The organism is Pedobacter sp. ASV12, assembly GCF_016429155.1.
GTDB lineage: Bacteria > Bacteroidota > Bacteroidia > Sphingobacteriales > Sphingobacteriaceae > Pedobacter.
In genome coordinates, this window is record NZ_JAELUC010000003.1 from 53,734 (window position 1) to 77,846 (window position 24,113).

23 protein-coding genes are annotated in these 24,113 nt (G+C 45.2%); 5 read left to right on the forward strand and 18 right to left on the reverse strand.

All coding sequences use genetic code 11. From position 1 onward, the window contains the following. Both JHD69_RS01985 and JHD69_RS01990 read left to right on the forward strand, forming a co-directional pair. Window positions 1-435: a DinB family protein gene (locus tag JHD69_RS01985; RefSeq protein ID WP_199136813.1), complete on the forward strand. Its 435-nt coding sequence runs from the start codon at window positions 1-3 to the stop codon at window positions 433-435. Next, window positions 432-938 (forward strand): shikimate kinase, encoded by a 507-nt coding sequence (locus JHD69_RS01990; protein WP_199136815.1) that lies wholly within the window; start codon window positions 432-434, stop codon window positions 936-938. The genes JHD69_RS01985 and JHD69_RS01990 overlap by 4 nt, the downstream gene beginning before the upstream one ends. Window positions 939-995: 57 nt before the next feature. Here the strand turns inward: JHD69_RS01990 and JHD69_RS01995 are convergent, their stop codons facing one another. From JHD69_RS01995 to JHD69_RS02035, 9 genes are all read right to left on the reverse strand, one after another. After that, window positions 996-1,394, reverse strand: coding sequence for an acyl-CoA thioesterase (locus JHD69_RS01995; protein ID WP_199136817.1), 399 nt, complete (start codon window positions 1,392-1,394; stop codon window positions 996-998). 106 nt (window positions 1,395-1,500) lie between these two features. After that, a complete protein-coding gene (locus tag JHD69_RS02000) occupies window positions 1,501-3,204 on the reverse strand; it encodes a M28 family peptidase (protein WP_199136819.1) in 1,704 nt (567 codons plus the stop codon). A 142-nt stretch (window positions 3,205-3,346) separates the two neighbouring features. Then, complete coding sequence (locus tag JHD69_RS02005; protein ID WP_199136821.1) at window positions 3,347-3,793, reverse strand: DoxX family protein; 447 nt, start codon at window positions 3,791-3,793, stop codon at window positions 3,347-3,349. Window positions 3,794-3,939: 146 nt separating this feature from the next. Then, on the reverse strand, window positions 3,940-5,922 hold the full coding sequence (locus JHD69_RS02010) for a beta-N-acetylhexosaminidase (RefSeq protein WP_233165627.1): 1,983 nt from the start codon (window positions 5,920-5,922) through the stop codon (window positions 3,940-3,942). 38 nt (window positions 5,923-5,960) lie between these two features. Then, on the reverse strand, window positions 5,961-6,431 hold the full coding sequence (locus tag JHD69_RS02015; protein WP_199136823.1) for a hypothetical protein: 471 nt from the start codon (window positions 6,429-6,431) through the stop codon (window positions 5,961-5,963). Window positions 6,432-6,467: 36 nt separating this feature from the next. Continuing rightward, window positions 6,468-6,977, reverse strand: coding sequence for a GNAT family N-acetyltransferase (locus tag JHD69_RS02020; protein ID WP_199136825.1), 510 nt, complete (start codon window positions 6,975-6,977; stop codon window positions 6,468-6,470). A 111-nt stretch (window positions 6,978-7,088) separates the two neighbouring features. Then, on the reverse strand, window positions 7,089-8,498 hold the full coding sequence (dacB, locus tag JHD69_RS02025; protein ID WP_199136827.1) for a D-alanyl-D-alanine carboxypeptidase/D-alanyl-D-alanine endopeptidase: 1,410 nt from the start codon (window positions 8,496-8,498) through the stop codon (window positions 7,089-7,091). A 4-nt stretch (window positions 8,499-8,502) separates the two neighbouring features. Beyond that, a complete protein-coding gene (locus JHD69_RS02030) occupies window positions 8,503-9,627 on the reverse strand; it encodes an ATP-binding protein (RefSeq protein WP_199136829.1) in 1,125 nt (374 codons plus the stop codon). A 154-nt stretch (window positions 9,628-9,781) separates the two neighbouring features. After that, complete coding sequence (locus JHD69_RS02035; RefSeq protein ID WP_199136838.1) at window positions 9,782-10,774, reverse strand: aspartate-semialdehyde dehydrogenase; 993 nt, start codon at window positions 10,772-10,774, stop codon at window positions 9,782-9,784. A 130-nt stretch (window positions 10,775-10,904) separates the two neighbouring features. On the opposite strand from JHD69_RS02035, the gene JHD69_RS02040 reads away from it, so the two are divergent. Next, window positions 10,905-12,707 carry a lamin tail domain-containing protein gene (locus tag JHD69_RS02040; protein WP_199136840.1) on the forward strand — a complete coding sequence of 601 codons (1,803 nt, stop codon included), beginning with the start codon at window positions 10,905-10,907 and terminating at the stop codon, window positions 12,705-12,707. A 96-nt stretch (window positions 12,708-12,803) separates the two neighbouring features. Beyond that, on the forward strand, window positions 12,804-13,157 hold the full coding sequence (locus JHD69_RS02045; RefSeq protein WP_199136842.1) for a YtxH domain-containing protein: 354 nt from the start codon (window positions 12,804-12,806) through the stop codon (window positions 13,155-13,157). A gap of 79 nt (window positions 13,158-13,236) precedes the next feature. Here the strand turns inward: JHD69_RS02045 and JHD69_RS02050 are convergent, their stop codons facing one another. From JHD69_RS02050 to JHD69_RS02090, 9 genes are all read right to left on the reverse strand, one after another. Beyond that, window positions 13,237-14,118: a sugar phosphate isomerase/epimerase family protein gene (locus tag JHD69_RS02050; protein WP_199136844.1), complete on the reverse strand. Its 882-nt coding sequence runs from the start codon at window positions 14,116-14,118 to the stop codon at window positions 13,237-13,239. An 18-nt stretch (window positions 14,119-14,136) separates the two neighbouring features. Then, on the reverse strand, window positions 14,137-15,375 hold the full coding sequence (locus JHD69_RS02055) for a nucleoside permease (protein WP_199136846.1): 1,239 nt from the start codon (window positions 15,373-15,375) through the stop codon (window positions 14,137-14,139). Window positions 15,376-15,465: 90 nt separating this feature from the next. After that, window positions 15,466-16,161: a 3-keto-disaccharide hydrolase gene (locus JHD69_RS02060; protein WP_199136848.1), complete on the reverse strand. Its 696-nt coding sequence runs from the start codon at window positions 16,159-16,161 to the stop codon at window positions 15,466-15,468. Between the two features lie 39 nt (window positions 16,162-16,200). Then, entirely contained in the window at window positions 16,201-17,658 is a 1,458-nt protein-coding gene (locus JHD69_RS02065) for a Gfo/Idh/MocA family protein (protein ID WP_199136850.1), read from the reverse strand. Window positions 17,659-17,681: 23 nt separating this feature from the next. Then, window positions 17,682-18,065 (reverse strand): c-type cytochrome, encoded by a 384-nt coding sequence (locus tag JHD69_RS02070; RefSeq protein WP_199136852.1) that lies wholly within the window; start codon window positions 18,063-18,065, stop codon window positions 17,682-17,684. Between the two features lie 19 nt (window positions 18,066-18,084). Then, entirely contained in the window at window positions 18,085-19,137 is a 1,053-nt protein-coding gene (locus JHD69_RS02075; RefSeq protein WP_199136854.1) for a sugar phosphate isomerase/epimerase family protein, read from the reverse strand. A gap of 6 nt (window positions 19,138-19,143) precedes the next feature. Next, window positions 19,144-20,298 (reverse strand): Gfo/Idh/MocA family protein, encoded by a 1,155-nt coding sequence (locus JHD69_RS02080; protein ID WP_199136856.1) that lies wholly within the window; start codon window positions 20,296-20,298, stop codon window positions 19,144-19,146. An 88-nt stretch (window positions 20,299-20,386) separates the two neighbouring features. Further along, window positions 20,387-22,087 (reverse strand): GMC oxidoreductase, encoded by a 1,701-nt coding sequence (locus tag JHD69_RS02085; protein ID WP_199136858.1) that lies wholly within the window; start codon window positions 22,085-22,087, stop codon window positions 20,387-20,389. Window positions 22,088-22,188: 101 nt separating this feature from the next. Beyond that, window positions 22,189-22,836 (reverse strand): gluconate 2-dehydrogenase subunit 3 family protein, encoded by a 648-nt coding sequence (locus JHD69_RS02090; RefSeq protein ID WP_199136860.1) that lies wholly within the window; start codon window positions 22,834-22,836, stop codon window positions 22,189-22,191. Between the two features lie 319 nt (window positions 22,837-23,155). Between JHD69_RS02090 and JHD69_RS02095 the strand changes: the two genes are divergently transcribed. Next, window positions 23,156-24,100, forward strand: coding sequence for an NAD-dependent epimerase/dehydratase family protein (locus tag JHD69_RS02095; RefSeq protein WP_199136862.1), 945 nt, complete (start codon window positions 23,156-23,158; stop codon window positions 24,098-24,100). The last annotated feature ends 13 nt before the right edge of the window (window positions 24,101-24,113 follow it).

A 24,113-nucleotide genomic window follows, 5' to 3' on the forward strand; every position in this document is an offset into this window, starting at 1 on the left:
ATGCTTGCAGAACTTTTAAACTATACCACTAAAGCTGATGCCATCGTTATGGCCGCGTTGCGTGAGGCAGATTTGCCCGAAGCCGATAAGCTGTTTAGCCATGTGCTCACGGCGCAACATATTTGGGCCAAACGGATTTTGGGAGAGCAACCCGAAAAAGGGGTGTGGGAAGAACAACCCAAAGCCGTTTTTGAAGCGCTAAGCGCCGAAAATGCCAAACTGTTTGCTAAGATTTTGTCTACACGGCAATTCGATGAACTGATCCACTATACAAATTCCCATGGAAAATTTGAAAACAGCCTGCAGGATATCCTGTTTCATGTGGTGAACCATTCTACCTACCATCGGGCGCAAATTGCAACGATGCTCAAAAAAGCTGGAAAAATACCACCAGTAACCGATTTTGTAATATTAAAAAGAACAAACCAATTATGATAGTTTTTTTGGTGGGCTTTATGGGCTGCGGCAAAAGTACCAAAGCCAAGCAATTGGCACATCGGCTCGATTGCCCGGTAATCGATTTAGATGCCGTTATGGTAGCGCGTGAGGGACAAAGCATTGCTGATTATTTTGCGTCGCATGGCGAAGCCGCTTTTCGCGAACTCGAAAGCCAAGCACTAAAAACCTACGCTTATCCCGAAACCTGTATCGTGGCTACCGGTGGTGGCTTGCCTTGTTTTTTCGACAATATGGATTGGATGAATGCGCATGGCATTACGGTTTACCTGCAAATGACCCCACCACAGTTGGTTTCGCGCTTGCATAACCGCGAGAAAAGACCCTTGCTTAAAGGCATGGATGATGAGCAGCTGCTCGAGTTTATTATCAAGAAACTGGACGAAAGAAATGCTTTTTATAACCAAGCCAAAGTAATCGTCAATGCTTTCGATTTGGATGCAGAAAAACTGGAGGAAGCCATCCGTTTGCAGGATCTTTAATACTTCGTTGAGAGACTGCTAATTGTTTGGCAGTTCCCATGCTCAAGGGTCGGCCAATTAGCTGCCCAGGTCTTCGAACTGTTCGTCTATATATTTGATTTTTGTTTTGCCATGTGGCGTTGGATCGCCGTAATCGTTAATGTTAACGAAAACGATCTTGTCGATGGTCAGGATGCTCTTTCGGGTAATTTTGTTCCGAACTTCACAGCACATGGTAATAGAGGTGGTGCCAAAAGCAGTAGCCGTAATGCCCAATTCAATGATATCACCCTGTTTGGCCGAACTTACAAAATTGATTTCAGACATGTATTTGGTAACCACTTTGGGGTTCTCCAGTTGGACGATGGCATAAATGGCGGCTTCTTCATCAATCCATCTTAGCAGGCTTCCACCAAACAGCGAACCATTCGGATTGAGGTCTTCGGGCTTTACCCATTTGCGCGTGTGAAAATTCATAGACTATCGGTTTTTCACGAATATAACAAAATCGGCGCAAGGCAGTTTCAGTGCCATGTAAAGAAAAAGGGAGCTTGTTCAACTCCCTTTCCTTATGCTAAGCAACTTATTTAAGCTCGCCGATATAGGCCTGTGTTTGTTTTTCTAATTCCAGCGTGGCTACTTTAATAGCCGAACCTACTTTGGTGGTTTGTGGCTTAACGGCCATGTTGCCAATGGTGGCAAGGGCATCGGTGTACCATTTGCCCCAAACTTGCAGAATGTGCTGCTCATCAGCAGTGGCTTTGCCTTCGGCAATGGCTTTTTTGCTCAACTCAAACTCGGTTTTAAGACGCACCAAGGCATCCGATTTTACCTGGGCTACAGTTTTCATAGCTGTATTTTCATTGGCTGTAACTAAAGTAAAGCCAGCTGTAAGGGCGCTCACGCCTACATTTTTCATGGTAGTGGCCGAAACTTTGTCGATTCTGTCGTTATCGGTATGGTAAAATACATCGGTAAAGTGCCACATCAACAAGCCTGGAATTTTGTTTTGCAGGAACGGTGTATGGTCGCTGCCCCCTTCAAAAGGATTGTAATTAACCGTCCAGTTGGCAAATTTGCCCTGCGCTTTGCAAATGTCGAAGATAAAATCGTTGTAATAATGTGGGAAGAGGTCTTTTTCTTTCACATCGCCAGCACCCCATTCGGTATGTTTATCATTGCCGCGGGTCCAGATGGCCGATGGGTCAGGCATTTTTTCGATCAGGAAAGAGCCGCCGGTTTTTTGGGTGTCTTCGCCCACCATGTCTAAGCTCATGCCCCACATAATGCCCTTGGCACGTGCCGCATCGTCGGTAATGTACCGGCCGGTCGATACAATTTCATCGCCCCATAAAAAGGTAAGCGTGCGTTGCGGCTTAAATTTGCCCGATTTAACCAAAGAAGCCGTTAGACGAGCCATTTCGGCCAAGGTGCCTACGCCGCTGGCATTGTCGTTTGCACCCGGTTCTTGCACATGCGCGCTGTACACAAAGCGTTCGTTAGGATTTACGCTGCCCTTTACATTGGCTACCAAGGTCAGTTCTTCGGCTTGGTAAATCTTGGTTTGGATATTTACTTTCAGCTCTACTTTTCCCTTAAGACAGGCGGCTTTCAGTTTTTCTTTTACGCCATACGACAGCAACAACGACCAAACGCTGGAGTTGGCAGGCATGCTGCCAAATTGAATAGAGGTTTGGTGTTTTTCGGGCTGCGTATATTTAGGCATCGAATAACCCATTACGCCAATGGCACCAGCTTTTGAAGCAACACTTAGCAATCGGCCGGCTGAGGCATCGGCAAATACGATCTTGCCTTTCAAGTCTTTGCCCTCCAAATCCTGCGCGGTGCCCTTGCCCACAAAAACAACTTCGGCCGTAACACCTGTAGCAGGGGTCGAAGGGCAGTTGATCGGTATCATGTTGCGGTTGGTTTTAAAAGCAATGAGGGGCTGGGTCTCGCCAATTAGGGTTACGCTGGCATCAACCGGCTCCCAAGTATTGCGTTTCATGGGGCGTTTTTCTATGCGATAGGTCAGGGGTGCTTCAAATTCGTCGGCTTTCTGCTCTGTAAAGCCTGCTTTTTTCAAGATGCCTTCTACATAATGGATACTGGCATTGAAACCCGTATTGCCAGGTACGCGAAAATATTGCTCTACAAATGCGGTGGTGGCATAGGCGTTTTTTTCGTTAAAGCCGGCACGGGTCAGTTTGAAGTAATCGTCGGTTTGGGTTTGTGCGATGCTGGTCGAAATTTTGAACAGCAAGGCAAAGAGTAGGAATTTCTTCATGATTGTTTCTTAAAACGGAAAGTTAGCAAGTTTATCGTTAACCTGCGCTATGGAAAACGTAAAATATAGCAGATAAACAACCATGGACAAAGCAATAACCATCCATGCCAGGCATAGATTTTTGTGGATGAGGAATTAAGGACTAAACCCGTTTGTACTTGATCTGGTGGTCGACCGAAAAAGGGCCGGAGCCAACTACCCAAAACAGCACCAATAGGCAAAGTACGATAAGCGATAGCCAAAGTTCCGAATTGAGAGCTGAAAAGCCGTTTGAAATGTTGACGAACAATACCGCGCAAACCAGGATTGGAATCTGGATAACGACGGCAAAACGCGTAACCAACCCAATGGTAATCAAAATTCCGCCCACCAAGTGCGCAAAGGCAACGAGGTGTATGGCAATGCTCGACATCATTTCGGAAAATCCGAATACGCTGTTCTTAAATAAAAGTTCCTGCTGATGGCCTGTGTCGCTGATTAGCGCTATGCCTTTGCTAAAGATGATGAGGCCTAATACAATGCGGACTACATCTAGCCATTTGGCGCGATGCGAATCGCCCCAGTGCTCAACTTTTTGGATAACGTTCATAATAAACCTCCTTTTAAAGCTTACGTCAAGTTACGAAAAATATTGAGTTAAACAAAACCAAACGGTGCTTGATTTAAATTGTTGAAAAATAAAGGATTAGCAGTTGCATGAAAAAGCCACAGACTGATTGGGTCTGTGGCTTTTTATTATCGTTTGCCTGCTCTTTTTTCGAGCTCTTCTATCGGCATGTTCATCATCCGGCCAACCGGCGTTTTGCCTCTGTAGGTAATTACTTTCAATACCTTGGCATCAATTGGTGGCACCAAAGGTCCATTATATTTTGGATAGAAACGGTCTGGAAACGAGTTGTCGAAACTGTAATACATGTCCAGGCCATCCACCTCTGTACTCAAAGTAATCAGCAAATTGCGGTCGGCAGTTCTCCTTACGGCAAATATCGGGTCGTAAACGCTTGGTGCGTATTTGGTTTCGGCCACATCCAAACGTTTAAAGTGTTGTTCGGTGCGGGCAAAGAAATTGGCCCAGTTCTTTTTCTCTTTTGGCGACCATACCGACTCGGCAATGGCAAATCCCCGTGGCCAGGTCATGTATTCGGCCTGACGGATGTTGTACACCTGCTCGGTCCACAAATTGGCTTGTCCGCCTTTGATAAAGGCCGGATTTACGCCATCGGGTACCGGATCAAACTCATACGATTTGCTCAAACGCAACGAAGCATACACACGAGGCTCGGTAATGGCATCGGCCTGCATGTAATCGATATAGGCATATTGTGTAGGGCTCATCACCACTTCATGGCCTGCTTTGGCTGCTTCGGTTCCGTATTTCATGCTTCGCCAGCTCATTACCGCTGCGCTTTGCGATACACCACCTTCTAAAACTTCATCCCAGGCCATGAATTTTTTGCCTTTCGATTGTACGATTTTCTCTACCCTGCGTTCAAAATAGCCCTGTACTTCAGGAATGGTTTTCAGGCCTTCCCGTTTCATCAGCTCTTTAACCTGGTCGTTCTTTTCCCAAAAATTATGAGAAGCTTCATCGCCACCCATATGGATATATTCGAAAGGAAAAAGCTGCGCAATCTGCGAAATTACGGTATCTAAGAAAACATAAACCTTTTCGTTGGCCGGACAAAGGGTATTGTCAACCAAAGCAATAGGCGGGGCACCGCGGCTCCAATCCATGATTTTCTCGCCGCTGCGTACTTTGTAGTTAACGGCGTCTGGCGTGCACGAAAGGTCTGGGTAAGAAGCAATGGCGGCCAAGCTATGTCCAGGCACATCAATCTCGGGCAAGATATTCACAAAGCGATCTTTGGCATAAGCTACCAGTTCTCTAATATCGTCTTGAGTATAAAAACCACCATAGTTACGGGGTTCATCAGGTGTTGGCGGAATAAAATCGCCAAAGCTGCCTACGCGTTTTACGTTCCAGGCACCTACTTCGGTCAATTTTGGTAAACCTTTGATTTCGATTCTCCAGCCTTCATCGTCGGTAAGGTGCAGGTGCAAAATGTTGTATTTGTAGCGCACCATGGCATCAATGTATTGTTTTACCTCTTGCTTGGTAAAGAAATGGCGGGCAACATCAAACATCAATCCCCTCCAGCCCAAGCGCGGGTAATCGGTAATTTCGGCACAAGGCATCGTCCATTTTATGCCTTTTACTTCTTCTTTGCTCTCAATTTCCTTGGGCAACAGCTGCAGTAAAGTTTGCACGCCATAAAATAGGCCTGCAGGCTTATTGGCCCTAATGGTTACCTGTTTTGGCCCTACGTTTAAGCGGTAGCCCTCCATGCCTATGGCGGCATCGTTGGTTTCGTTGATGATCAGTTTAATGGTGGCGGTAGCCGATGGGGCGCTGATGGTGCTTACATAATAGCCGGTTGGCGTTGACAAACGCTCCTGTAAAAAGGCGATAGTTTGTTTCAGCTCTGGCGATTTATGGGCCTGGATGACAATATTTGCGGGCAAAACAAAATGCCCGGCTTGTTTAATAATGCTTACCGGTTCTGGAATAATGGCAATTTCGCTATTGGCCATGCTTTCGGTTTCGCCAGATGTCTCCATGTCGGTACTGGCTAGCGTTGGACCGCTACCTTCGGCAGATTGTGCAAAAACATGAAGGTTAAAGAGCAGGAACAGAATAAAAGATAAGCTTCGTTTCATTGAACTGATTAAATTGGATAGAATGAAACCGCAATTTATTAATTTTTAGGTGAATTAGCAGGATCGTTTTTGCGAAAAAGATAGGCCAAGGGCAAGCCGATGCAAAGTACTAAGATCAAACAATTGACCAATCCTGCCGACCAGGAGAAGGGAATTTGTGGTGCCCTTGTGCTGGGCACGATAATCAGGTTCATCAGCAACCAAATCAAAATACCATACAAAATGGCAATCAGCCAGATGTTTTTAAACCATTGCCATAATTTGGGGTAAAGTAGCGCAAATAACACCGTAAATGCCAAGGCAATGAGGTAATGAAACAAAAGACCGGCCAATGTGGTAAAAATGCCACCGTTCATGGCTTCCTGGCCAAATGCCGCGCTGGCAATGTATTGGAGTACAAGGATTACATTTTTTCCGGTTTTAAGGTAGAAGTTAATGAAGGCGGCCAAAATATCCAATGTGCCCACCAAAAGGCCAGCCTTGAAAATGAGCGATAAGTTTTTGTGCATCTTTGCAAGTTAGTAAACCTAAAAATAACAATTGATTTACAAAACCGCAGGCTTCCGCACGGCATAAATCAGCTCGTCGTAAACCGTTCCGTTTTTATAAAACGTACCTGCCAGCTCTGCTTCTAGCTTAAAGCCTGCTTTTTCCAGTACGCGTTGCGATTTGATGTTGGTATCAAAGGTCCGTGCAAAGATACGGGTCACCTCAAAGGTCCTGAAACCATAGTTTAGCATCAGTTTTACCGCCTCTGGTACAATGCCCTGGCCCCAATATGCTTCGGCAATCCAGTAGCCCATTTCAGCATTTTTGCAATAGAAATCCTGTTGCGGGTGTACGCCGATAGAGCCTGCAGCTTCTCCGTTTACCACAATGGCGAATATCTCTTGGGGAGTGGCCGATAAAGCCAGATTGATAAAGGCAATGCCATCATCTTGGGTATAAGGAAAAGGAAATTTGTTGCTCAGGTTTTTGGCAATGTTGTAATTGTTGGCATGTTTAACCAAGCTGCGCAAGTCGCTCAGTTGAAATGGTCGGAGTTCGAACTGCATATGGAGACGTTGTTTGGGTAATGGGTTTTCAAGGTAACAAATAAAGGGGCCATTAGTTCGTTGGCCGCTAGATTCAATGGAATGTTAGTGCGAGCCTGTTGTTTGCAAGTGCTATTTTAGCGCATCGAGTACCTTGAACAGCTTTTTGCTAATGCCCGAACCGTTGTAATTGTTAATGTTGATGACTGCAATATACTTGTTACCGTTTTTATCGGTGTAATAGCCCGCATAGGCCGATACATCGTTAATGGTGCCGCTTTTGATCTTCATGCCGTTGTATTCGGGCAACGAATTGTAATAGGCTGGAAACCAATCCTCTTTTTGTGCCTGAAACAAGATGCTGGCCATGGCGGCGGTGGTAACCCGGGTGCCCGGCGAAAGTCCGCTGCCATCTAAAATATTCAGGGCATTTTTGTCGATGCCCTTGGCGGCCCAGAAATTAATAACCGAAGCTGCGCCGTTTTTGGTGCTTGGCGTTTTTCCCAGCTTCCAGGCCATGGTTTTGAGCAGTTGCTCACCATAAAGATTGATGCTCTTTTTGTTGAACCAGTATACGATTTCGCTCAGGTCGGGCGAGCTTAATGTAGCAAGTTTTTGGGCAATAGGGGCTACGCTTTTGTTTTCCAGAGCTAACCTACGTGCTGTAGTGGCTTCTTTGGTGCTTTGGATGTTGAGCCTTAACAAAGTGTCCTGCAAGCGATAGGCGGCCTCAAAAGCTGGGTCGGGCAGGGCTAAGGAAATACCGGCCTTGCTAATGCCCATGCCCCAGGTGCCTCTTAAATAAGCCGTGTAACTGTAGGGAGGCAAAAAGGCATAAGCATTGTCGCCAGAGCCATTTACGCCTGTTTTTAATTCGTTTACAATGTTGAGGTAAGGCATTGCGGGTACGGTTTCGAGTACCTTTACATCATTTCCAGGGGCTGTGCCAGGCTTTAAATGCACATCGAACTGGTTTTCGCGCCAAGCCAGCGCCGAAGTACCCGCCCCATAATAGTTGCCCATGTCTTGCCAAATCCAGCCTTCGGGCATCGATTGGGTACCGAACAGGCTATCGTCGCCAATTACCGAGCCTTCTATTTTTTTGATGCCCGCATTTCGTATGGCCCCAACCCATTGGTTTAAAACTACGTTTTCCTTACTTTGTGCATAACGCCAAGAGCCCAAGGTAGGATCGCCGCTGCCTATAATCACCAAATCGCCCTGCAAAGTGCCGTCGGCAGTAATTTTGCCCGTGTAGGCCAGGGTAGTCTGGTACCTGAAGTCTTTGCCCAAAACGCTAAAGGCCGTTGCCGAAGTAATGGTTTTCAGCGTAGAGGCTGTGGCCAATCCTATGTTTTCGTTCTTGGCAAAAATTACCTTGCCCGTTTGGGCATCCAGCACACAAAGCGAAGCGATGGCATATTTGGCTTGGTCGTCATTCATCAAATTGCTGTAAGCCTGCTCCAGTTTGGCCACAGTATTTTGGGCGAAACCGTTTAACGAGAAGAGTAAGAATAATAAAGCGGCCTTGTATGTTTTCATGGCATTAAATTAAAAAGTAAGTATAGTTTTTTCTGTTGATAACAATGGTTTGGTTAACCTGATAGTTCGCTGTAAAAGTTGTTGGGAATTTAACTTTTTTGTTGTCGTTCCATTTGATTTCGATGGCATTTGTTTCTCCGTCTATTGCTTCGATCAGGTCTATTTCCTGTTGCTGAAAACTCCTCCAGAAATAATATTTGGCAAATTTCCTATGGTTGTTGGTGGCTTTGATGTATTCGGCGATGACATAGTTTTCGAAAAGCTGGCCGCTGTCTAGTCTTAAACCAAGCGGACTAAAATTCTGTATAATGGCATTTCGAATACCCAAGTCGTAGAAATAGATTTTTTTGCTTTTTTTTATTTCATTTCTCAGGTTGCCGCTGTAGGCGTTTAGTCTAAACACCACAAAACATTTTTCGAGCAAATCGATATACCTCTCCACGGTTTGTTTGTCGGCTTCAATAAGCTGCCCCAGTTCGTGATAGGAAATTTCGTTGCCAATTTGCAATGCCAAGGCCTGTATCAATTTTTCAAGCTGCAGGGGTTTCCTGATATCGGCCAATGAAAGAATGTCTTTAAAAAGATAGCTATTGGTCAAATTAAAGAGTAGTTCTTTTTCTTCTCCGGGGTAATTGATGGCATCTGGATAGCTACCGTAAATCAATCTTTTTTCTAAAGCCTGTTCTTCGGTGATGAGATTGGTATGGTTAGCTAGTTCTTCAACGGAAAAAGGAAACAAATGGTATTCGAACTTACGCCCCGTTAGGGGTTCTTGTATTCCCGAGGCCAGATCTAATGTCGATGAACCAGTAACCAGGAGCTGTATATCGCTGAAATTGTCGACAATAAGCTTTAGCGTCAGTCCAATATTTCGCACCCTTTGCGCTTCATCAATCAGTATGATTTTGTTTTTTCCGATAATAGATTTAAGACGCTCGGTACTGATGTCCTGCAAGTTGTTGCGGACGCTTGCTTCATCGCAGTTTAAAAACGTAAATGGCAAGCCTGTGTTCTTGGCCAAACGTTTCAACAAGGTGGTTTTGCCTACCTGTCTTGCTCCAGTCAGGATAATGGCCTTTCCTTTGAAAAACTTGGATTCTATAATAGGCTCTAAAAGTCTGCTAACCATCACATAAATATATAAAATTTCGATTGTAATCTAAAAATTATATATAAAATTTAGATTATAATCACCTGATTATATATAATTTTTAGATTAGGATTTGGTGCCCTACAAAAAAAGTGATGCGTAAGCATCACTTTTCTATTTGAAACTAAAAAAATTAGATCAATTCTTTTTTGACCAGATACTCGGCAATTTGTACCGCATTGGTAGCGGCTCCTTTGCGCAGGTTGTCGGCAACAATCCACATGTTTAAAGTGTTTGGCATTGATTCATCCCTGCGGATGCGGCCTACAAATACCTCATCTTTTTCATGGGCATCTTTAGGCATTGGGTATTTGAGGTTGGCAATATCGTCAACTACTACAATACCTTCGGTTTTTTCTAGCAAAGCTACCACGTCGGCTAGGTCAAATTCGTTTTCGAATTCGATGTTTACCGATTCAGAGTGGCCACCCATTACCGGAATACGCACGGTTGTAGCGGTTAAGCGGATGCTATCGTCGCCCATAATTTTACGGGTTTCGTTAATCATCTTCATTTCCTCTTTGGTATAGCCGTTTTCGGTAAATACGTCGATTTGCGGAATAACGTTCAAGTCGATTGGGTAGGCATAGGCCATTGGGCCATCGTGGATGCCTTTTCTCTCGTTCATCATCTGGTCAACCGCCTTTACGCCCGTACCTGTAACCGATTGATAGGTTGATACCACCACTCTTTTGATTTTGTACTTGTCGTGCAAGGGCTTTAGGGCTACTACCATTTGAATGGTAGAACAGTTCGGGTTGGCAATGATTTTATCGTCGATAGAAAGTACGTTGGCATTTACTTCCGGAACTACCAGTCTGATGGCCGGATCCATGCGCCAGGCCGACGAGTTGTCGATTACCGTAGTGCCGGCTTCCTTAAAACGCGGCGCGTGCTCTAGCGAAGTGCTTCCGCCAGCCGAAAACAAGGCGATATCCGGGCGCATGCCAATTGCAGTATCCATGCTAACGATTGGATACTGCTTACCCTTAAACGTAATTAACTTGCCAACGCTCTTTTCTGAGGCAACTGGAATTAATTCGGTTAACGGGAAGTTTCTTTCCTCCAATACTTTTAACATTACAGTGCCCACTAATCCTGTGGCACCTACTACTGCAACTTTCATTTTTTTAATTTGTTTTTAATGGTGATGAAGCAATTATGATTTGGTAATCGTTCCTTGTTGGAGCCGATAAAACCATAAGGATTTCATCTTTTTTTAATTATATTTAATTGATTTCTAATATCTACCAAATATGAGAAAAACTTTGCTCTTTTTTATGATGCTGAGTGCTAAACTTGCATTCGGCCAGGTTTTCGACGATTTCTCCGACGGAAACTTCACTTCAAACCCAGCTTGGACTGGCCAGGCCAGTGCCTTTAGGGTAAATAGTTCCAATCAGCTGCAGACGTCGCTAAGTGCTGCTGCACAAACGGTTATGCTGGCTGTCCCCAATAGGCTGGCTGCAAATGCCAGGTGGGAATTTTTTGTGCAGCTGAATTTTGATCCTTCTGCAGCCAATCAGGCCAGGATTTATTTGGTGGCCGACCAGCAGGACTTAAATGGCCCATTAAATGGCTATTTTATCCAAATTGGTGAAAATGGCAGTACCGATAGTTACGATCTGTATCGGCAGGCGGGTACAACGGTAACGAAAATCATCGATGGACCGGCCAAATCGCGGGCCGAAGTAAACAAGCTTTTAGCCAGGGTAAAAGTAACCCGTACCGACGAAGGCGAATGGGAGGTATATGCCGATATTACCGGGGGCACAAACTATAATTTGGAAGGCAAGGCTATCGATAAGGCCTTCTTGTATGGCGATTGGTTTGGGGTTTCATGCCGATACACCGCTACCCGGTCTGAGGGTTTTATTTTTGATGATTTTAAGGTAGACGAACTGGTGCCAGACGTAAGCCCGCCAACTTTGCTCAGTGCCAAAGCTTTGGACGATAAAACCATTGAAGCCGTTTTTTCGGAGCGTTTAATAGCCGGTACGGCTTTAACTGCCAGTAATTACATTATTACTAAGCTGGGTAGTCCGGCTTTGGTTAAGGCTACGGCTTTACCCAATGTTTACCAACTGGTATATGCTTCGGCTTTGCCAACAGGTAACTACACCTTGACGGTAAGCGGCGTAAAAGACCTAAAAGGAAATACAATTTCAAAGGATAATCAAGCCAATTTTATTTTTGTACAGCCATACGAATTTCAAAAGGGCGATATCCTGATCAGCGAGATTTTGGTCAATCCCAAAAAAGACGGTGTCGATTTTATCGAGATATATAATGCGAGTAACCAGCTGCTGGATTTAAAAAATCTGCAATTGGCTAATGCCGATGCAAATGGCAATCCGGCAAGTATTAAAAATGTAAGCCCTGTCTCCTTACTGATGCCTGCCAAAACGTATTGGGTGTTAACGACTAATCCGGATGCTGTTCAAGCGCAATACCAGGTCAGTTTTCCTGCACAGTTAGTGAAAATGACAAGTTTGCCTACGTTTAATAATGATAAGGGTACGGTGGTATTGTTAAGTTCATTAAAGCCGATTGACCGGCTGGCATACCGTGAAGACATGCATCTGGCCTTATTGCGTAATGCCGATGGTGTTTCGCTGGAGCGGGTTTCGTTTGCCAGACCAACCGATGAGCCAGGCAATTTCAAATCGGCAGCGGCTAGTGTGGGTTTTGCAACACCAACTTATCGCAATTCGCAGGAGGAAGACAGCCAACTGCTTGCTAACCGTGTAACCCTAGGCAGCAAAACATTCTCGCCTGATGGGGATGGTTTTGAAGACCAGTTGCAAATTGATTATCGCTTTGTGAACAACGGGCAATTGGCTAGCGTCAATATTTATTCAGACAAAGGCATTTTAGTTCGGAAATTGCAAAGAAACACCAGTATTGCCACTTCGGGAAGCTTTGCCTGGGATGGCACGGACGACAATGGGCAACGCAGCAAGGTGGGTATTTATGTGGTACAATTTGATACCTTTGCACTAAACGGCAAGCGTGAGCACTTTAGACAGGCCTGCGTATTGGCTGCCAAGCTCAATTAACGTAAAGCTTTGGTGCCAAAACCATCATGAGTTGGTTAAATTGACGTTATTTTAAACAATAGCGCTGATCTGTTGTTGTTTTTTAAAACAGTTGTTATGAAATACGAAAAATTAATTTCAAGGCTTTTTGCCGAAAAATCAAATTATAATGCCCAAGTGGCGGTTGCCTTAATTGCGGGTTTGGCTGCGGGTGCAGTGCTTGGTATCTTGTTTGCCCCAGCCAGTGGCGAAGAATCGCGTAAGCGTATTGCTGATGGAGCCAAAAATCTGGGTAACGGTATGCGCGACGGTTATGATAACCTTAAACGTCGCATTGTTGGCGAAGAACATGAGGAACTGGCGGCAGAAACGGCGGTCCCGCATTTGGTTGGAGAACCATCGCCGAAAAAACGCAGATCGGCTATTAAAGATCTGGTTGCAGAGGCTCAGCAAAACGCAGAACAGGCTTAGGTTTTGCCCAAATCGAAAGCCCGGCTTATGCTTAAAATAATTAAGTAGGCCGGGCTTTTATATGGTTAAGCGAATGCTTCTACAATAGATTGGCTTTTAGGTATTCGCAACTGGTTTTTATGGAAGCCAGTTCGTTAGGCTGATAATTGGTTTCATGCTCTACAAAGAAATGTTTGGCACCCGATTGTTTAGCCTGGGCAAAAATAGCCTTAAAATCGATGGCGCCTTTGCCTACCTCCGTATTGAGGCCATGATTGGTTTTATCCATGTCTTTAACATGCCACATGGTAAAGCGTTTTGGGTGGGCGGCAAATAGCTTCAGCGGATCGTTGCCCGATCTCACTACCCAATACAGATCCATTTCAAAATCGACCAATTTTTTGTCGGTTTCATTTAACATCACTTCATAGCCGGTGGTTTCGCCAAATTTCTTGAATTCGAAATCGTGGTTATGGTAGGCTAATTTTAATCCAGCAGCTTTGCACAAGGATCCTGCTTCGTTTAGTCTAGCTGCTACTTTCTTAAATCCGTCTAAATCTTTTCGCAGGTGGTCGCCCAGGTAAGGAATGGTGATGTATTCAGACCCCAATATGTTGGCGGCTTCAATGTAGGTTTTAAGCACGTCACTGTTTCCGGTACCGATAAAGCCATCCATGTCGTAATGGCCACTTGGTGCCCTCAGGCCATGCTGTTTCAGCAAATCGCCAAAAGCTTTGGGGTCGAGCCCCCAAAATTTGTCTCTTTTCGAGTAGCCATAGGTTTCCACCTCGCCATAGCCTGCTTCGGCCACGGCTTTGATAACGCCTTTAACATCTTTGGGCAATAAGTCTCTGAGTGAGTAAAGTTGTAGTCCAGCCACTTTTTTCGGCTTGGCAAAAGCCAAGGCGGGCAAGGAAGGCAATAAGGCAGCGCCTGCTACGAACAGGCCGGTTTGTTTAATAAAGGATCTTCTAGAATTCATATCAGGATGGTATCGATTTTAACTTTGGGCTTCGGTTATGTCTTTGGTCTTGTCGTTAAAAAGAATGGTAAATAACAAGAACACTACAAAAGCTATTCCAGCAGGGATAATCCAGATCATTTTCCAGTCAAAGCTTCCATCGGCCATAGCATAGTTGTCTTTAATTAAGCCCGCTATTTCAAATCCAATCAACATTCCTATGCCATAAGTGGCCAAGGTAATTAATCCTTGAGCTGAGCTTTTGAATTTTTCACCTGCTTTAGAGTTAGTATAAATCTGTCCTGAAACGAAGAAAAAATCGTAACAGATACCATGAAGTGCAATACCTAAAATCAGCATGAAACTTAACTCACCTGCATTGCCATAAGCAAATAAAGCATACCGGATGGCCCAAGCTATCATACCCACTAAAATGGTTTTCTTAAAGCCAAAACGTTTAAAGAAAATAGGGATAAATAATAAAAATATCACTTCAGAGGCCTGGCCAATGGTCATTTTTCCTGTCGGATTATCTACACCAATCGTAGAAAGAAAGAGATTGGCATTTTGATAATAGAAAGCCAATGGAATACAGATCAGGATAGATGAAATGAAAAAAATCAGAAAGTTCTTATCTCTTAGCAGTTTCAAAGCATCAAAACCTAATAGTTCTGAAATCTTTACTTTTTCTGATTTAGCTATTTTAGGTGGTGTTTTTGGTAATAGAAAGCTGAATAGTCCCAAAACGAGGGAAGCTATGCCTGCCATTAAAAAAGTGTTTTTCAAAAAGCCTGATGCAGTACCCTCTTTTGAATCCCAATGGAAGTAATAACTGATCAATAAGCCGGCTGCTATCCATCCTAGCGTTCCCCAAATACGAATGGTAGAGAACTCTTTTTCAGGGTCTTTCATTTGGTTAAACGAAACTGAGTTTACTAAGGCTAAGGTAGGCATATAGAGCACCATATATACAAACACATAAGGATAGAATACACTGATGTCTGTAGCTTTGTACATTTGGTACATTAAAATAGCTCCAATAATGTGCAACACTCCTAGAATCTTTTCTGCATTAAAATAACGGTCAGCAATTAAGCCTATAATAAAAGGTGCAATAATGGCTCCCCATGATTGAGTTGAGAAAACCGATGCTGTTTGCGAGCCTGTAGCAGTTAAATTAGCTGCTAAAAAGGTTCCTAAGGATACAAACCATGCGCCCCAGATAAAAAATTCCAGGAACATCATGAAAGATAGTTTAAATCTCGTTGTCGTATTCATTTGGTTTAGTTTGGTTAGTTTAGGGTAGTGGGGGAAGGCAAGTGCTGGGAGGTTTGATTTGTCCTCAAACCTCCCAATTTAAGCCTGTTTTTAAAGTTCTTTAATCATGATATTTCTGTACCATACTTCGTCGCCATGGTCTTGCAAAGCGATTTTACCGGTTTTGAAAGTGCCGAAGCCCTCCCATTTGGCAAATTTGCTACCCGCAATCAGCGATTTCCAGTTGTCGTCCCAAAGCGTGGTGTTCACTACGGTTACGCCGTTCAGCTTGAAGGTTAATTTGCCCTTATTGCTGATGATTTCGGCTTTGTTCCATTCGCCAACCGGTTTTACAGGTTCCGACGAACTTTTGACTAGGTCGTACAAATCGCCGGCACGGTGCTTGGTGATTTTTCCATCTGGATGCCCGTCGTTATCCAATACCTGCATTTCTGGGCCTGTGCTGTAAGTTTGGCCATATTTTGGCAATTCTTCATGCACATAAAAAATAATGCCGCTGTTTGATTTCGGGGCTACCTTCCACTCGAGGCTCAAATGGAAATTGGAATATTCCTTATCGGTTACAATATCGCCGCCATCGTTGTTCTTGGCCTTCGGATTAAAGTGGAGCACGCCGTCTTCGGCTTTCCAGCCTTGGCCAACCGTAGTTTTGCCATAAGTATGCCAACCGGTAGTAGTTTTGCCATCGAATAACCATTTAAAGCCTTTAGGCAATTTGGCGGTTTGCGCAGCGGCGCCGTAGCCCATGGCCAGTAGCAATGCCGCTGATAATAGGTATTTGTTCATCTGTTAGGATATTTTTAGTGTTAACGTTTTAGAAATTAATTAAGCGCCCAAAGTCCAGCCTTTGCGATATTCTCTTTTTACGAATTGGTTCACATCGTCAAAATTGGTCACCTTCATTTGGTCGTTATCCCAAAGCAATTTGGTATACCTGCCTGGGTAAATGATTTTTCCGTCGGCATTTTTCTTTTGGATATCGGCGCCACGGATGGCCAGGTTGGCCATGAGCAAGGCTTCAGTTAGCGGGCCGGCAATTTCGAACGGCGAGCTCAGTTCGTTTTTGCCGTAGCCGGCGATAGCCGCTTCTACCCACTGGGCATAGTGGCCGTTGGCCTGGTTAGGTACGCGGGCAAATTTTGGACGCACTTTGATATCGGCGTTTTTTGATAGAGGCAACAAGCGGGGGTTGGCACTGTAGGTGCTGGCCATCATTTTGCCTTTGGTGCCGATAAACAAGGTGCCGTTGCCACCATCGCCAAAGGTTTCGTTGGCCTGCAGTTCTTCCGGCCTTTCCGGCTGAATACCGCCATCCATCCAATGTACGGTTACATCGCCTTTGGTTTTGTTGGTTTTTGGAAATTTAAGGGTAACATGGCTCGATGGCGGGCAGCTTTCGGGGAAATAGCCTCGCTGAAACTCATCTACGTAAACAGAACCTACGCTGGCTTGTACTTCGGTAGCGTATTTCAGGTTCAATACGCTAAATGGTGCTTCTAACAGGTGGCAGCCCATATCGCCTAAGGCACCGGTGCCATAATCCCACCAGCCACGCCAGTTAAAAGGCACCAATTTGTTTACATAATCCTTATAGGGAGCGGTGCCTAGCCATAAATCCCAGTCGAGCTCTTTCGGGACCTCGGCTTTATTGGCAGACCAGGCAATACCCTGTGGCCAAACCGGTCTGTCGGTCCAGGCGTAAACGGTATGTACGTCGCCAATGAGGCCGGCATCGTACCATTCCTTCATTTGACGCGGTCCATCGTTTGAGGCACCTTGGTTACCCATTTGGGTTACTACTTTATACTTTTTGGCGGCTTCGGTTAAGGCGCGTGCTTCGTAAATATCGTGAGTAAGGGGTTTTTGCACATAAACGTGCTTGCCCAACTGCATGGCGGCCAAGGTTTGTATGGCGTGGTTGTGGTCGGGGGTTGATACCGAAACCGCATCGAAGTTTTTATGTTCTTTTTCATACATTTCGCGCCAATCGCGGTAGTACTTTGCTTTTGGAAAGTCTTTAACGCTTTTGGCTGCCCGGCGATCATCCACATCGCAAAGGAAGGCGATATCGGCCTTGCCACTGGCGGCGAATGCCGCAATGTCGCTTTGTCCCTTGCCACCTACACCCACACCGGCAACCAACAGCCTATCGCTTGGTGCCAAAAAGCCCTTGCCGCCCAAAACGTGGCGTGGCACAATCATAAAAGCGGCCGTAGCAATGGCTCCAGCCTTAATAAAATTACGTCTACTCTGTGATTCCGCTTCTTGTTTTCCCTTTTCCATTAGTTTAGTTTTTTAAGGTTTGATTATTTCTTGAGCGATAAGATGTATTTTACCATCAGCTGTGCATCGTCGTTGCTGATTTTAGGATGCGGTGTCATCGGAACAGCGCCCCAAGTACCTTTGCTTCCCTTGATGATTTTTCCGGCCAATGCGGTTACTGTTTCTGGTGTATTTGGGTATTTGGCTGCGATTTCCTGGTAAGCCGGCCCGATCAGTTTATCTTCTTTGTGATGGCAACCGATACAATCTGATTTAACGATCAATAATTCGCCTGGATCCATAGCCGGCTTGGCTGCTGCAGGCGCTGGGGTTTCGGTATTGGCCGTTGATGATTCGTCCGAACTTGAACCGCCGCAAGCTGTGAGAAATAGGGCGATTCCGCTTAAAAATAGGAGTGTTTTTTTCATTTGTGTAGGGTATTGTTGTTTAAATGCCTAATATTTTTTGGTTAAAGCCGGTATCGCCACCCGAGGCCGCAAAATCGTCGAATGCCTTGGTGGTTACCGGAATGATCTGTTTTTTAATGAATTCGGCTCCTTCACGGGCACCGGTTTCAGAATCCTTGATGCAGCATTCCCATTCCATAACGGCCCAGCCTTTAAAGTCGTATTGTGCCAATTTGCTAAAAATACGTCTAAAATCGACCTGGCCATCGCCTGGCGAACGGTAGCGGCCTGCCCGGTTGGCCCAGCTTTGATAGCCTCCAAAAGTGCCTTGTTTGCCTGTAGGATTAAATTCGGCATCTTTAACGTGGAATGCCTTAATGCGTTCGTGGTAAAAATCGATGTATTGGATATAGTCTAACTGCTGCAATACAAAATGCGAGGGATCGTACAGCAAGCAGGCCCTTGGGTGCTGGTTTACCTTGTCTAAAAACATTTCATAGGTTTCGCCATCAAAAAGGTCTTCGCCTGGATGTATTTCGTAGCAAACGTCTACGCCACACTGGTCAAATTCGTTGAGGATAGGCAACCAGCGCTTGGCCAATTCCTTAAAGCCATCTTCTACCAAGCCTTCGGGGCGTTGCGGCCAAGGGTGGAAAGTATGCCAAAGCAGGGAGCCGCTAAAGGTAGCGTGCGCATTTAAGCCCAGGTTTTGCGAAGCCTTAGCGGCATATTTCATTTGTTGTACAGCCCATTCGGTTCTGGCTTTCGGATTGTTTCTTACTTCTGGTGCGGCGAAGGCATCAAACAACTGGTCGTAGGCTGGATTTACAGCCACCAATTGGCCCTGCAAATGCGTAGACAGCTCGGTAATGGCCAAGCCGTAAGAAGCCACTTTGGCCTTCAATTCGTCGGCATAGGTTTTGCTTTCGGCTGCTAGTTTTAAATCGATGAAGCGTGGGTCGAGTGTAGGAATTTGGATGCCTTTAAAGCCCAAGCTGGCCGCCCATTGGCAAATGCCATCGAGCGAGTTGAAAGGTGCTTCGTCTCCAATAAACTGGGCTAAAAATATGGCTGGTCCTTGTATCGTTGTCATTTTGTTCTAAATTTTAAAATCGTACCATTTTTGGTCTGATTTACTCGAGGCTACTACATTTTCTATGAAGGCCATTCCCCTTACGCCATCGTTGACGTCTGGGAAATCAAGCATAAAAGGGCTTGGGGTTTTGCCATCCAGCCTGGCTGCTAAAGTCAGCGCAAAATTCTTATAGATATTGGCAAAAGCCTCAAGGTAGCCTTCAGGGTGTCCGGATGGGGTTCTGGTGTTGAATTTGGCAATTTCGCTTACATAGGCATTGCCAGTGCGGTAAACCTGCATGGGCTGATCGAGCCATTTCACGATTAAGTTATTAGGCTCCATTTGGTGCCATTCCATGCCGCCTTTTTCGCCATAGATTTTAATTTTTAAGGCGTTTTCTTCGCCGGCAGCAATTTGCGAAGCCATTAAAGTGCCATTGGCGCCATTGTTAAACCTGAGGAGCACGTTGCCATCGTCGTCGAGCGCGCGACCATTTACAACAATGTGGAGGTCGGCACAGATCTTGGTGATTTGCAGGCCTGAAATATACTCGGCCAAGTGCGCGGCGTGTGTGCCCACATCGGCCATGCAGCCACTGATACCGCTTTTAGCAGGATCGGCGCGCCAGGCTGCTTGCTTGTTGTCGCTGGTGGCAGGTTGGCTTAGCCAGCCTTGTGGATATTCTACGCATACTTTTCTGATGGTGCCCAACGCGCCATTTTTGATCATCTCTTTGGCTTGTTTTACCATTGGATAACCTGAGTAGGTATGCGTTAGGCAAACAAAAAGTCCGGTTTCATCGGCTTTCTGCTTCAGTGCTTTGGCTTCGGCCAGGGTTAAGGTAATAGGTTTGTCTATCACCACATGAAATCCATTTTCGAGCGCCAGCATAGCGGGTTCAAAATGCAGGTTGTTTGGGGTAACGATGCTTACAAAATGCATGCGCTCGTTTTCGGGCAGCTGCTTTTCTTGGGCAATCATCTGCTGATAGCTTTCGTAAATCCTACTGGCAGGCAACATTAAATCTCTGCCAGATTCTAAAGCTACCTTGGGATCGGAGCTTAATGCTGCACAACTGAGTTCTATCAATCCATCTAATTGGGCCGACATGCGGTGAACTGCGCCAATAAAGGCTTTGCGTCCGCCACCAATCATGCCCATTCGTATCTTGCTTTGCATAGTATTTTGGGGTGTAGGGTTTAAGGCCAAAGGCGTAGGGCTGGTTTAGCCTTACACCTTTAACCTTTTTGCCTTCTACCTTTATTGATTAAATGTTTCCTTTCTTTAATTCGCTTACTGCGTAATCGGCCGCTCTGGCGGTTAAGGCCATAAAAGTTAGCGATGGATTTTGGCAGGCAATAGAAGGCATGCATGAACCATCGGTGACAAATACATTTTTTACCTCGTGCATTTGGTTCCATTTGTTCAGAACCGAGGTTTTAGGGTCTTTGCCCATGCGCGCGGTTCCCATTTCGTGGATGGCCATGCCCGGTACAGAGCCATTATCGTAGGTTTTTACGTCCTTAATGCCTGCATCTTCCAGCATTTCGGCGGCATCGTTCATCATGTCTTGACGCATTTTGTATTCGTTGTCGCCAAACTCGCAATCGATAGCTAATACGTGCTGGCCCCATTTGTCTTTTTTGGTTTTGTCGATATACACCCGGTTTTCGTGGCGCGGTAGCGATTCGCCGAAACCGCCCAAGCCCATGCTCCAAATGCCTGGTGTAGAAATCAAGTCTTTGAAATCGCCACCAAAAGCCAATTCGGCAATGTCTTTGTGCCAGCCCGAACGGCCTGCACCGCCTTGGTAGCCGAAGCCACGGAGGTAATCGCGTTTATCGTTGCCGATGTTTCTGTAGCGAGGAATATAGATGCCGTTTGCTCTCTTGCCGTAAGTATATTTATCGTCGAAACCTTCGGCGGTACCCGAGGCGCCGCAACGGAAATGGTGATCCATTAAATTATGGCCCAATTCGCCACTGGCGTTGCCCAAACCATTTGGGTGTTCGGCAGAAGTAGAATTGAGCAGCAAGAAAGTGGTGCCCAAAGTAGAACCATTTACGAAAACGATCTTGGCGAAATACTCATGATGTTCCATGGTTTCCGAATCGATTACACGCACGCCTTTCGCTTTTTGGGTCTCTTTATCGTAAATGATTTCGTTTACCAAAGAAAAAGGGCGTAGGGTTAGGTTTCCGGTTGCTACAGCTGCTGGCAGGGTAGAAGATTGGGTACTGAAATAAGCACCAAACGGACAGCCACGGCTACACAAGTTGCGGTATTGGCAACTGCCACGGCCCCCATGCTCTACGGTGAGGTTTGCCGTACGACCAATAGTCATGATACGGGCTTTGTTGTATTTTTTTTCGATGCGCTCTTTTACAGATTTTTCTACGCAGTTCATCTGCATCGGAGGCAGAAAATGTCCGTCGGGAAAGTGGGGATAGTTTTCGACCTGGCCACTGATGCCTGCAAATTTCTCTACATAATCGTACCAAGGGGCGATATCCTTGTAGCGGATCGGCCAATCAACGCCATGTCCGTCTTTGGCATTTTCTTCAAAGTTCAGGTCGCTTAAACGGTAGCTTTGGCGTCCCCACATCAGCGATTTGCCCCCTACATGGAAACCACGGTACCAATCGAAGCGTTTGACCTCGGTGTAAGGGCACTCCAAATCGTTTACCCAAAAGCTTTCGTTATACTCTTGATAAGGATAGTCGCGTTTTTGTACCGGATGCGTCTTTTTCTGCTCTTCGGTTAGTCGACCGCGGTGTTCAAATTCCCATGGCTTTTTCATGGCCGTGGTATAATCCTTAATATGTTCAATGTTTCTGCCCCTTTCGAGCATCAATACTTTTAAACCTTTTTCGGTTAGCTCTTTTGCTGCCCAACCTCCGCTAATACCCGAGCCTACTACAATGGCATCGTAAGTGTTTTGTGCGGTAGCTTTTGTATTTAAGTTCATTTGTCTGTTGTTTTGTTTTCAGTGGTTTTTCAGTTCTTTCGGCTTGCCTGTTATGCAATGGGCAATGCCTCAATTGGTTCAGAACTTTTGGTAGATTAAGTTTATGCCCAAACCCTTTGGCCCGGTTTAAGGTCTACGCAACCATCATAGCGGCCTGGGATTTGTACGTATTCATAGGCTTGTGTTGCGCCAACCTCTGATGTAAAGAAGCCCAGCATGGTCAGGTCTCTGGCAATGGCAAAGAAGTAAGATTTGCCAGGAGGCTTTTCTTTAACCGTCATTGGATTGCCTTGTTTGTCTGTAGCCTTTGATTGCTCATCCAGTTTTTTCTGTTTTTCGCCATCTTCTTTCTGCTCAGCTACTGTTTCGTCGCGAAGCTTGGTTACCAATTGTTCGCGCTCTTTGACCGATATGGCAAGGAAAGATTTGCCGAACTCTTTTTTCGAACGGTCTTCTAAACCTTCGAGGCCCTTTACAAAAGTTTTTTGCGCTTCGTCGGGATAACATTCTTTCACCATCATGATAATGAAAGGTCCTACATTGGCGGCTTTGGCGCCCGGTGATTTTGGGGTGGTTGGAATAATGATGTCGGCCAGCTCTGTAACAAGTTTTTCTTGGTCGGCAGTGAACAAGTGCGCACTGTCTTTACCCGGCTCATTGCAGCTGTCGAACAAGGTTGCCAAGGTAGTTGCCGATAGGGCTCCACCAATTAAGAAGGCAACACTTTTTACGGCTTCTCTTCTGTCCATAAGTATTTGGTTAAAGGTTTCTGTGATTTAAATTACTGATTATATGTTAACTCAACGAACGTCAGACTTTATTTAGAATGATTATAGATTATATATTGTATTAAATACACTTAGACCCAGCGCTAGAACCCATATGGGCATTGTAAAAATTAATTTACAAGCAAATAAAATACCTTAAAAAATCAGGACATTGCCCATGTGGCAAAAATGGTTTTGCTTTGTGCTAAAAGCCGATAAACATTTTTATGGCACATAACTTTAAACAATTGCCAAGGTTTGCGGCAATTTTTTACCTTTGCTACCCATACCTATTTTAAAAATGAACGAAAAAATATTAGTCCTAGGTTCTAACGGACAGATCGGAACCGAATTGGTTACTGCCTTGCGCAAGGCGTATGGAAACGACAATGTGGTAGCCTGCGATATCAGAAGGCCGGATTATGAATTGAAAAATGCCGGGCCGTTTGAATTTGTAAACGTTTTGGACAAGGAAATCCTGAAAGAGATTTTCGAAAAATATAAACCGAAACAGGTTTATTTGCTGGCAGCTTTGTTGTCGGCCACAGGCGAGCAAAACCCAAAATTGGCATGGGACCTGAATATGAATGGTTTACTCAATGTGCTTGATTTGGCTTTGGTGTATAAGACCGCCAAAGTTTATTGGCCAAGCTCTATTGCTGTTTTCGGGCCGAATTCGCCAAAAGACCAAACCCCTCAATATTGTACCATGGATCCGAACACGGTTTATGGAATCAGCAAATTGGCGGGCGAGCGCTGGTGCGAGTATTATTATCAAAAATATAACCTGGATGTAAGAAGCATCCGCTATCCGGGATTGATCAGTTGGAAAGCTGCACCTGGTGGTGGTACTACCGATTATGCGGTTCATATTTTCCACGAAGCCCTGAAAAAAGGAAGCTATTCGTCGTTTTTATCGGCCACTACCGAATTGCCGATGATGTACATGGACGATGCCATTCGTGGCACCATCGAATTGATGGATGCACCAGCCGAAAATATCGGCATCAGGTCTAGTTACAATTTCGCGGGTATCAGCTTTACCCCAGAGGTATTGGCCGCAGAAATCCGTAAGCATATCCCTGATTTTAAGCTGTCTTACACCGAAAACGATCCGCGCCAGGCCATTGCCGATAGCTGGCCAAGATCGATAGACGACAGTTATGCACAAAAAGAATGGTTGTGGAAGCCGGAATTTGACCTGGCCAAAATGACCAGCGAAATGTTAATCAATTTAAAAAAATAATCAAGATATAGGT

Excerpts from the sequence above, each read along its gene's own strand:
- JHD69_RS01985 (WP_199136813.1), top strand. The coding sequence starts at position 1 with ATGCTTGCAGAACTTTTAAACTATACCACTAAAGCTGATGCCATCGTT.
- JHD69_RS01990 (WP_199136815.1), top strand. The coding sequence starts at position 432 with ATGATAGTTTTTTTGGTGGGCTTTATGGGCTGCGGCAAAAGTACCAAA.
- JHD69_RS01995 (WP_199136817.1), bottom strand. The coding sequence starts at position 1,394 with ATGAATTTTCACACGCGCAAATGGGTAAAGCCCGAAGACCTCAATCCG.
- JHD69_RS02000 (WP_199136819.1), bottom strand. The coding sequence starts at position 3,204 with ATGAAGAAATTCCTACTCTTTGCCTTGCTGTTCAAAATTTCGACCAGC.
- JHD69_RS02005 (WP_199136821.1), bottom strand. The coding sequence starts at position 3,793 with ATGAACGTTATCCAAAAAGTTGAGCACTGGGGCGATTCGCATCGCGCC.
- JHD69_RS02010 (WP_233165627.1), bottom strand. The coding sequence starts at position 5,922 with ATGAAACGAAGCTTATCTTTTATTCTGTTCCTGCTCTTTAACCTTCAT.
- JHD69_RS02015 (WP_199136823.1), bottom strand. The coding sequence starts at position 6,431 with ATGCACAAAAACTTATCGCTCATTTTCAAGGCTGGCCTTTTGGTGGGC.
- JHD69_RS02020 (WP_199136825.1), bottom strand. The coding sequence starts at position 6,977 with ATGCAGTTCGAACTCCGACCATTTCAACTGAGCGACTTGCGCAGCTTG.
- dacB (WP_199136827.1), bottom strand. The coding sequence starts at position 8,498 with ATGAAAACATACAAGGCCGCTTTATTATTCTTACTCTTCTCGTTAAAC.
- JHD69_RS02030 (WP_199136829.1), bottom strand. The coding sequence starts at position 9,627 with ATGGTTAGCAGACTTTTAGAGCCTATTATAGAATCCAAGTTTTTCAAA.
- JHD69_RS02035 (WP_199136838.1), bottom strand. The coding sequence starts at position 10,774 with ATGAAAGTTGCAGTAGTAGGTGCCACAGGATTAGTGGGCACTGTAATG.
- JHD69_RS02040 (WP_199136840.1), top strand. The coding sequence starts at position 10,905 with ATGAGAAAAACTTTGCTCTTTTTTATGATGCTGAGTGCTAAACTTGCA.
- JHD69_RS02045 (WP_199136842.1), top strand. The coding sequence starts at position 12,804 with ATGAAATACGAAAAATTAATTTCAAGGCTTTTTGCCGAAAAATCAAAT.
- JHD69_RS02050 (WP_199136844.1), bottom strand. The coding sequence starts at position 14,118 with ATGAATTCTAGAAGATCCTTTATTAAACAAACCGGCCTGTTCGTAGCA.
- JHD69_RS02055 (WP_199136846.1), bottom strand. The coding sequence starts at position 15,375 with ATGAATACGACAACGAGATTTAAACTATCTTTCATGATGTTCCTGGAA.
- JHD69_RS02060 (WP_199136848.1), bottom strand. The coding sequence starts at position 16,161 with ATGAACAAATACCTATTATCAGCGGCATTGCTACTGGCCATGGGCTAC.
- JHD69_RS02065 (WP_199136850.1), bottom strand. The coding sequence starts at position 17,658 with ATGGAAAAGGGAAAACAAGAAGCGGAATCACAGAGTAGACGTAATTTT.
- JHD69_RS02070 (WP_199136852.1), bottom strand. The coding sequence starts at position 18,065 with ATGAAAAAAACACTCCTATTTTTAAGCGGAATCGCCCTATTTCTCACA.
- JHD69_RS02075 (WP_199136854.1), bottom strand. The coding sequence starts at position 19,137 with ATGACAACGATACAAGGACCAGCCATATTTTTAGCCCAGTTTATTGGA.
- JHD69_RS02080 (WP_199136856.1), bottom strand. The coding sequence starts at position 20,298 with ATGCAAAGCAAGATACGAATGGGCATGATTGGTGGCGGACGCAAAGCC.
- JHD69_RS02085 (WP_199136858.1), bottom strand. The coding sequence starts at position 22,087 with ATGAACTTAAATACAAAAGCTACCGCACAAAACACTTACGATGCCATT.
- JHD69_RS02090 (WP_199136860.1), bottom strand. The coding sequence starts at position 22,836 with ATGGACAGAAGAGAAGCCGTAAAAAGTGTTGCCTTCTTAATTGGTGGA.
- JHD69_RS02095 (WP_199136862.1), top strand. The coding sequence starts at position 23,156 with ATGAACGAAAAAATATTAGTCCTAGGTTCTAACGGACAGATCGGAACC.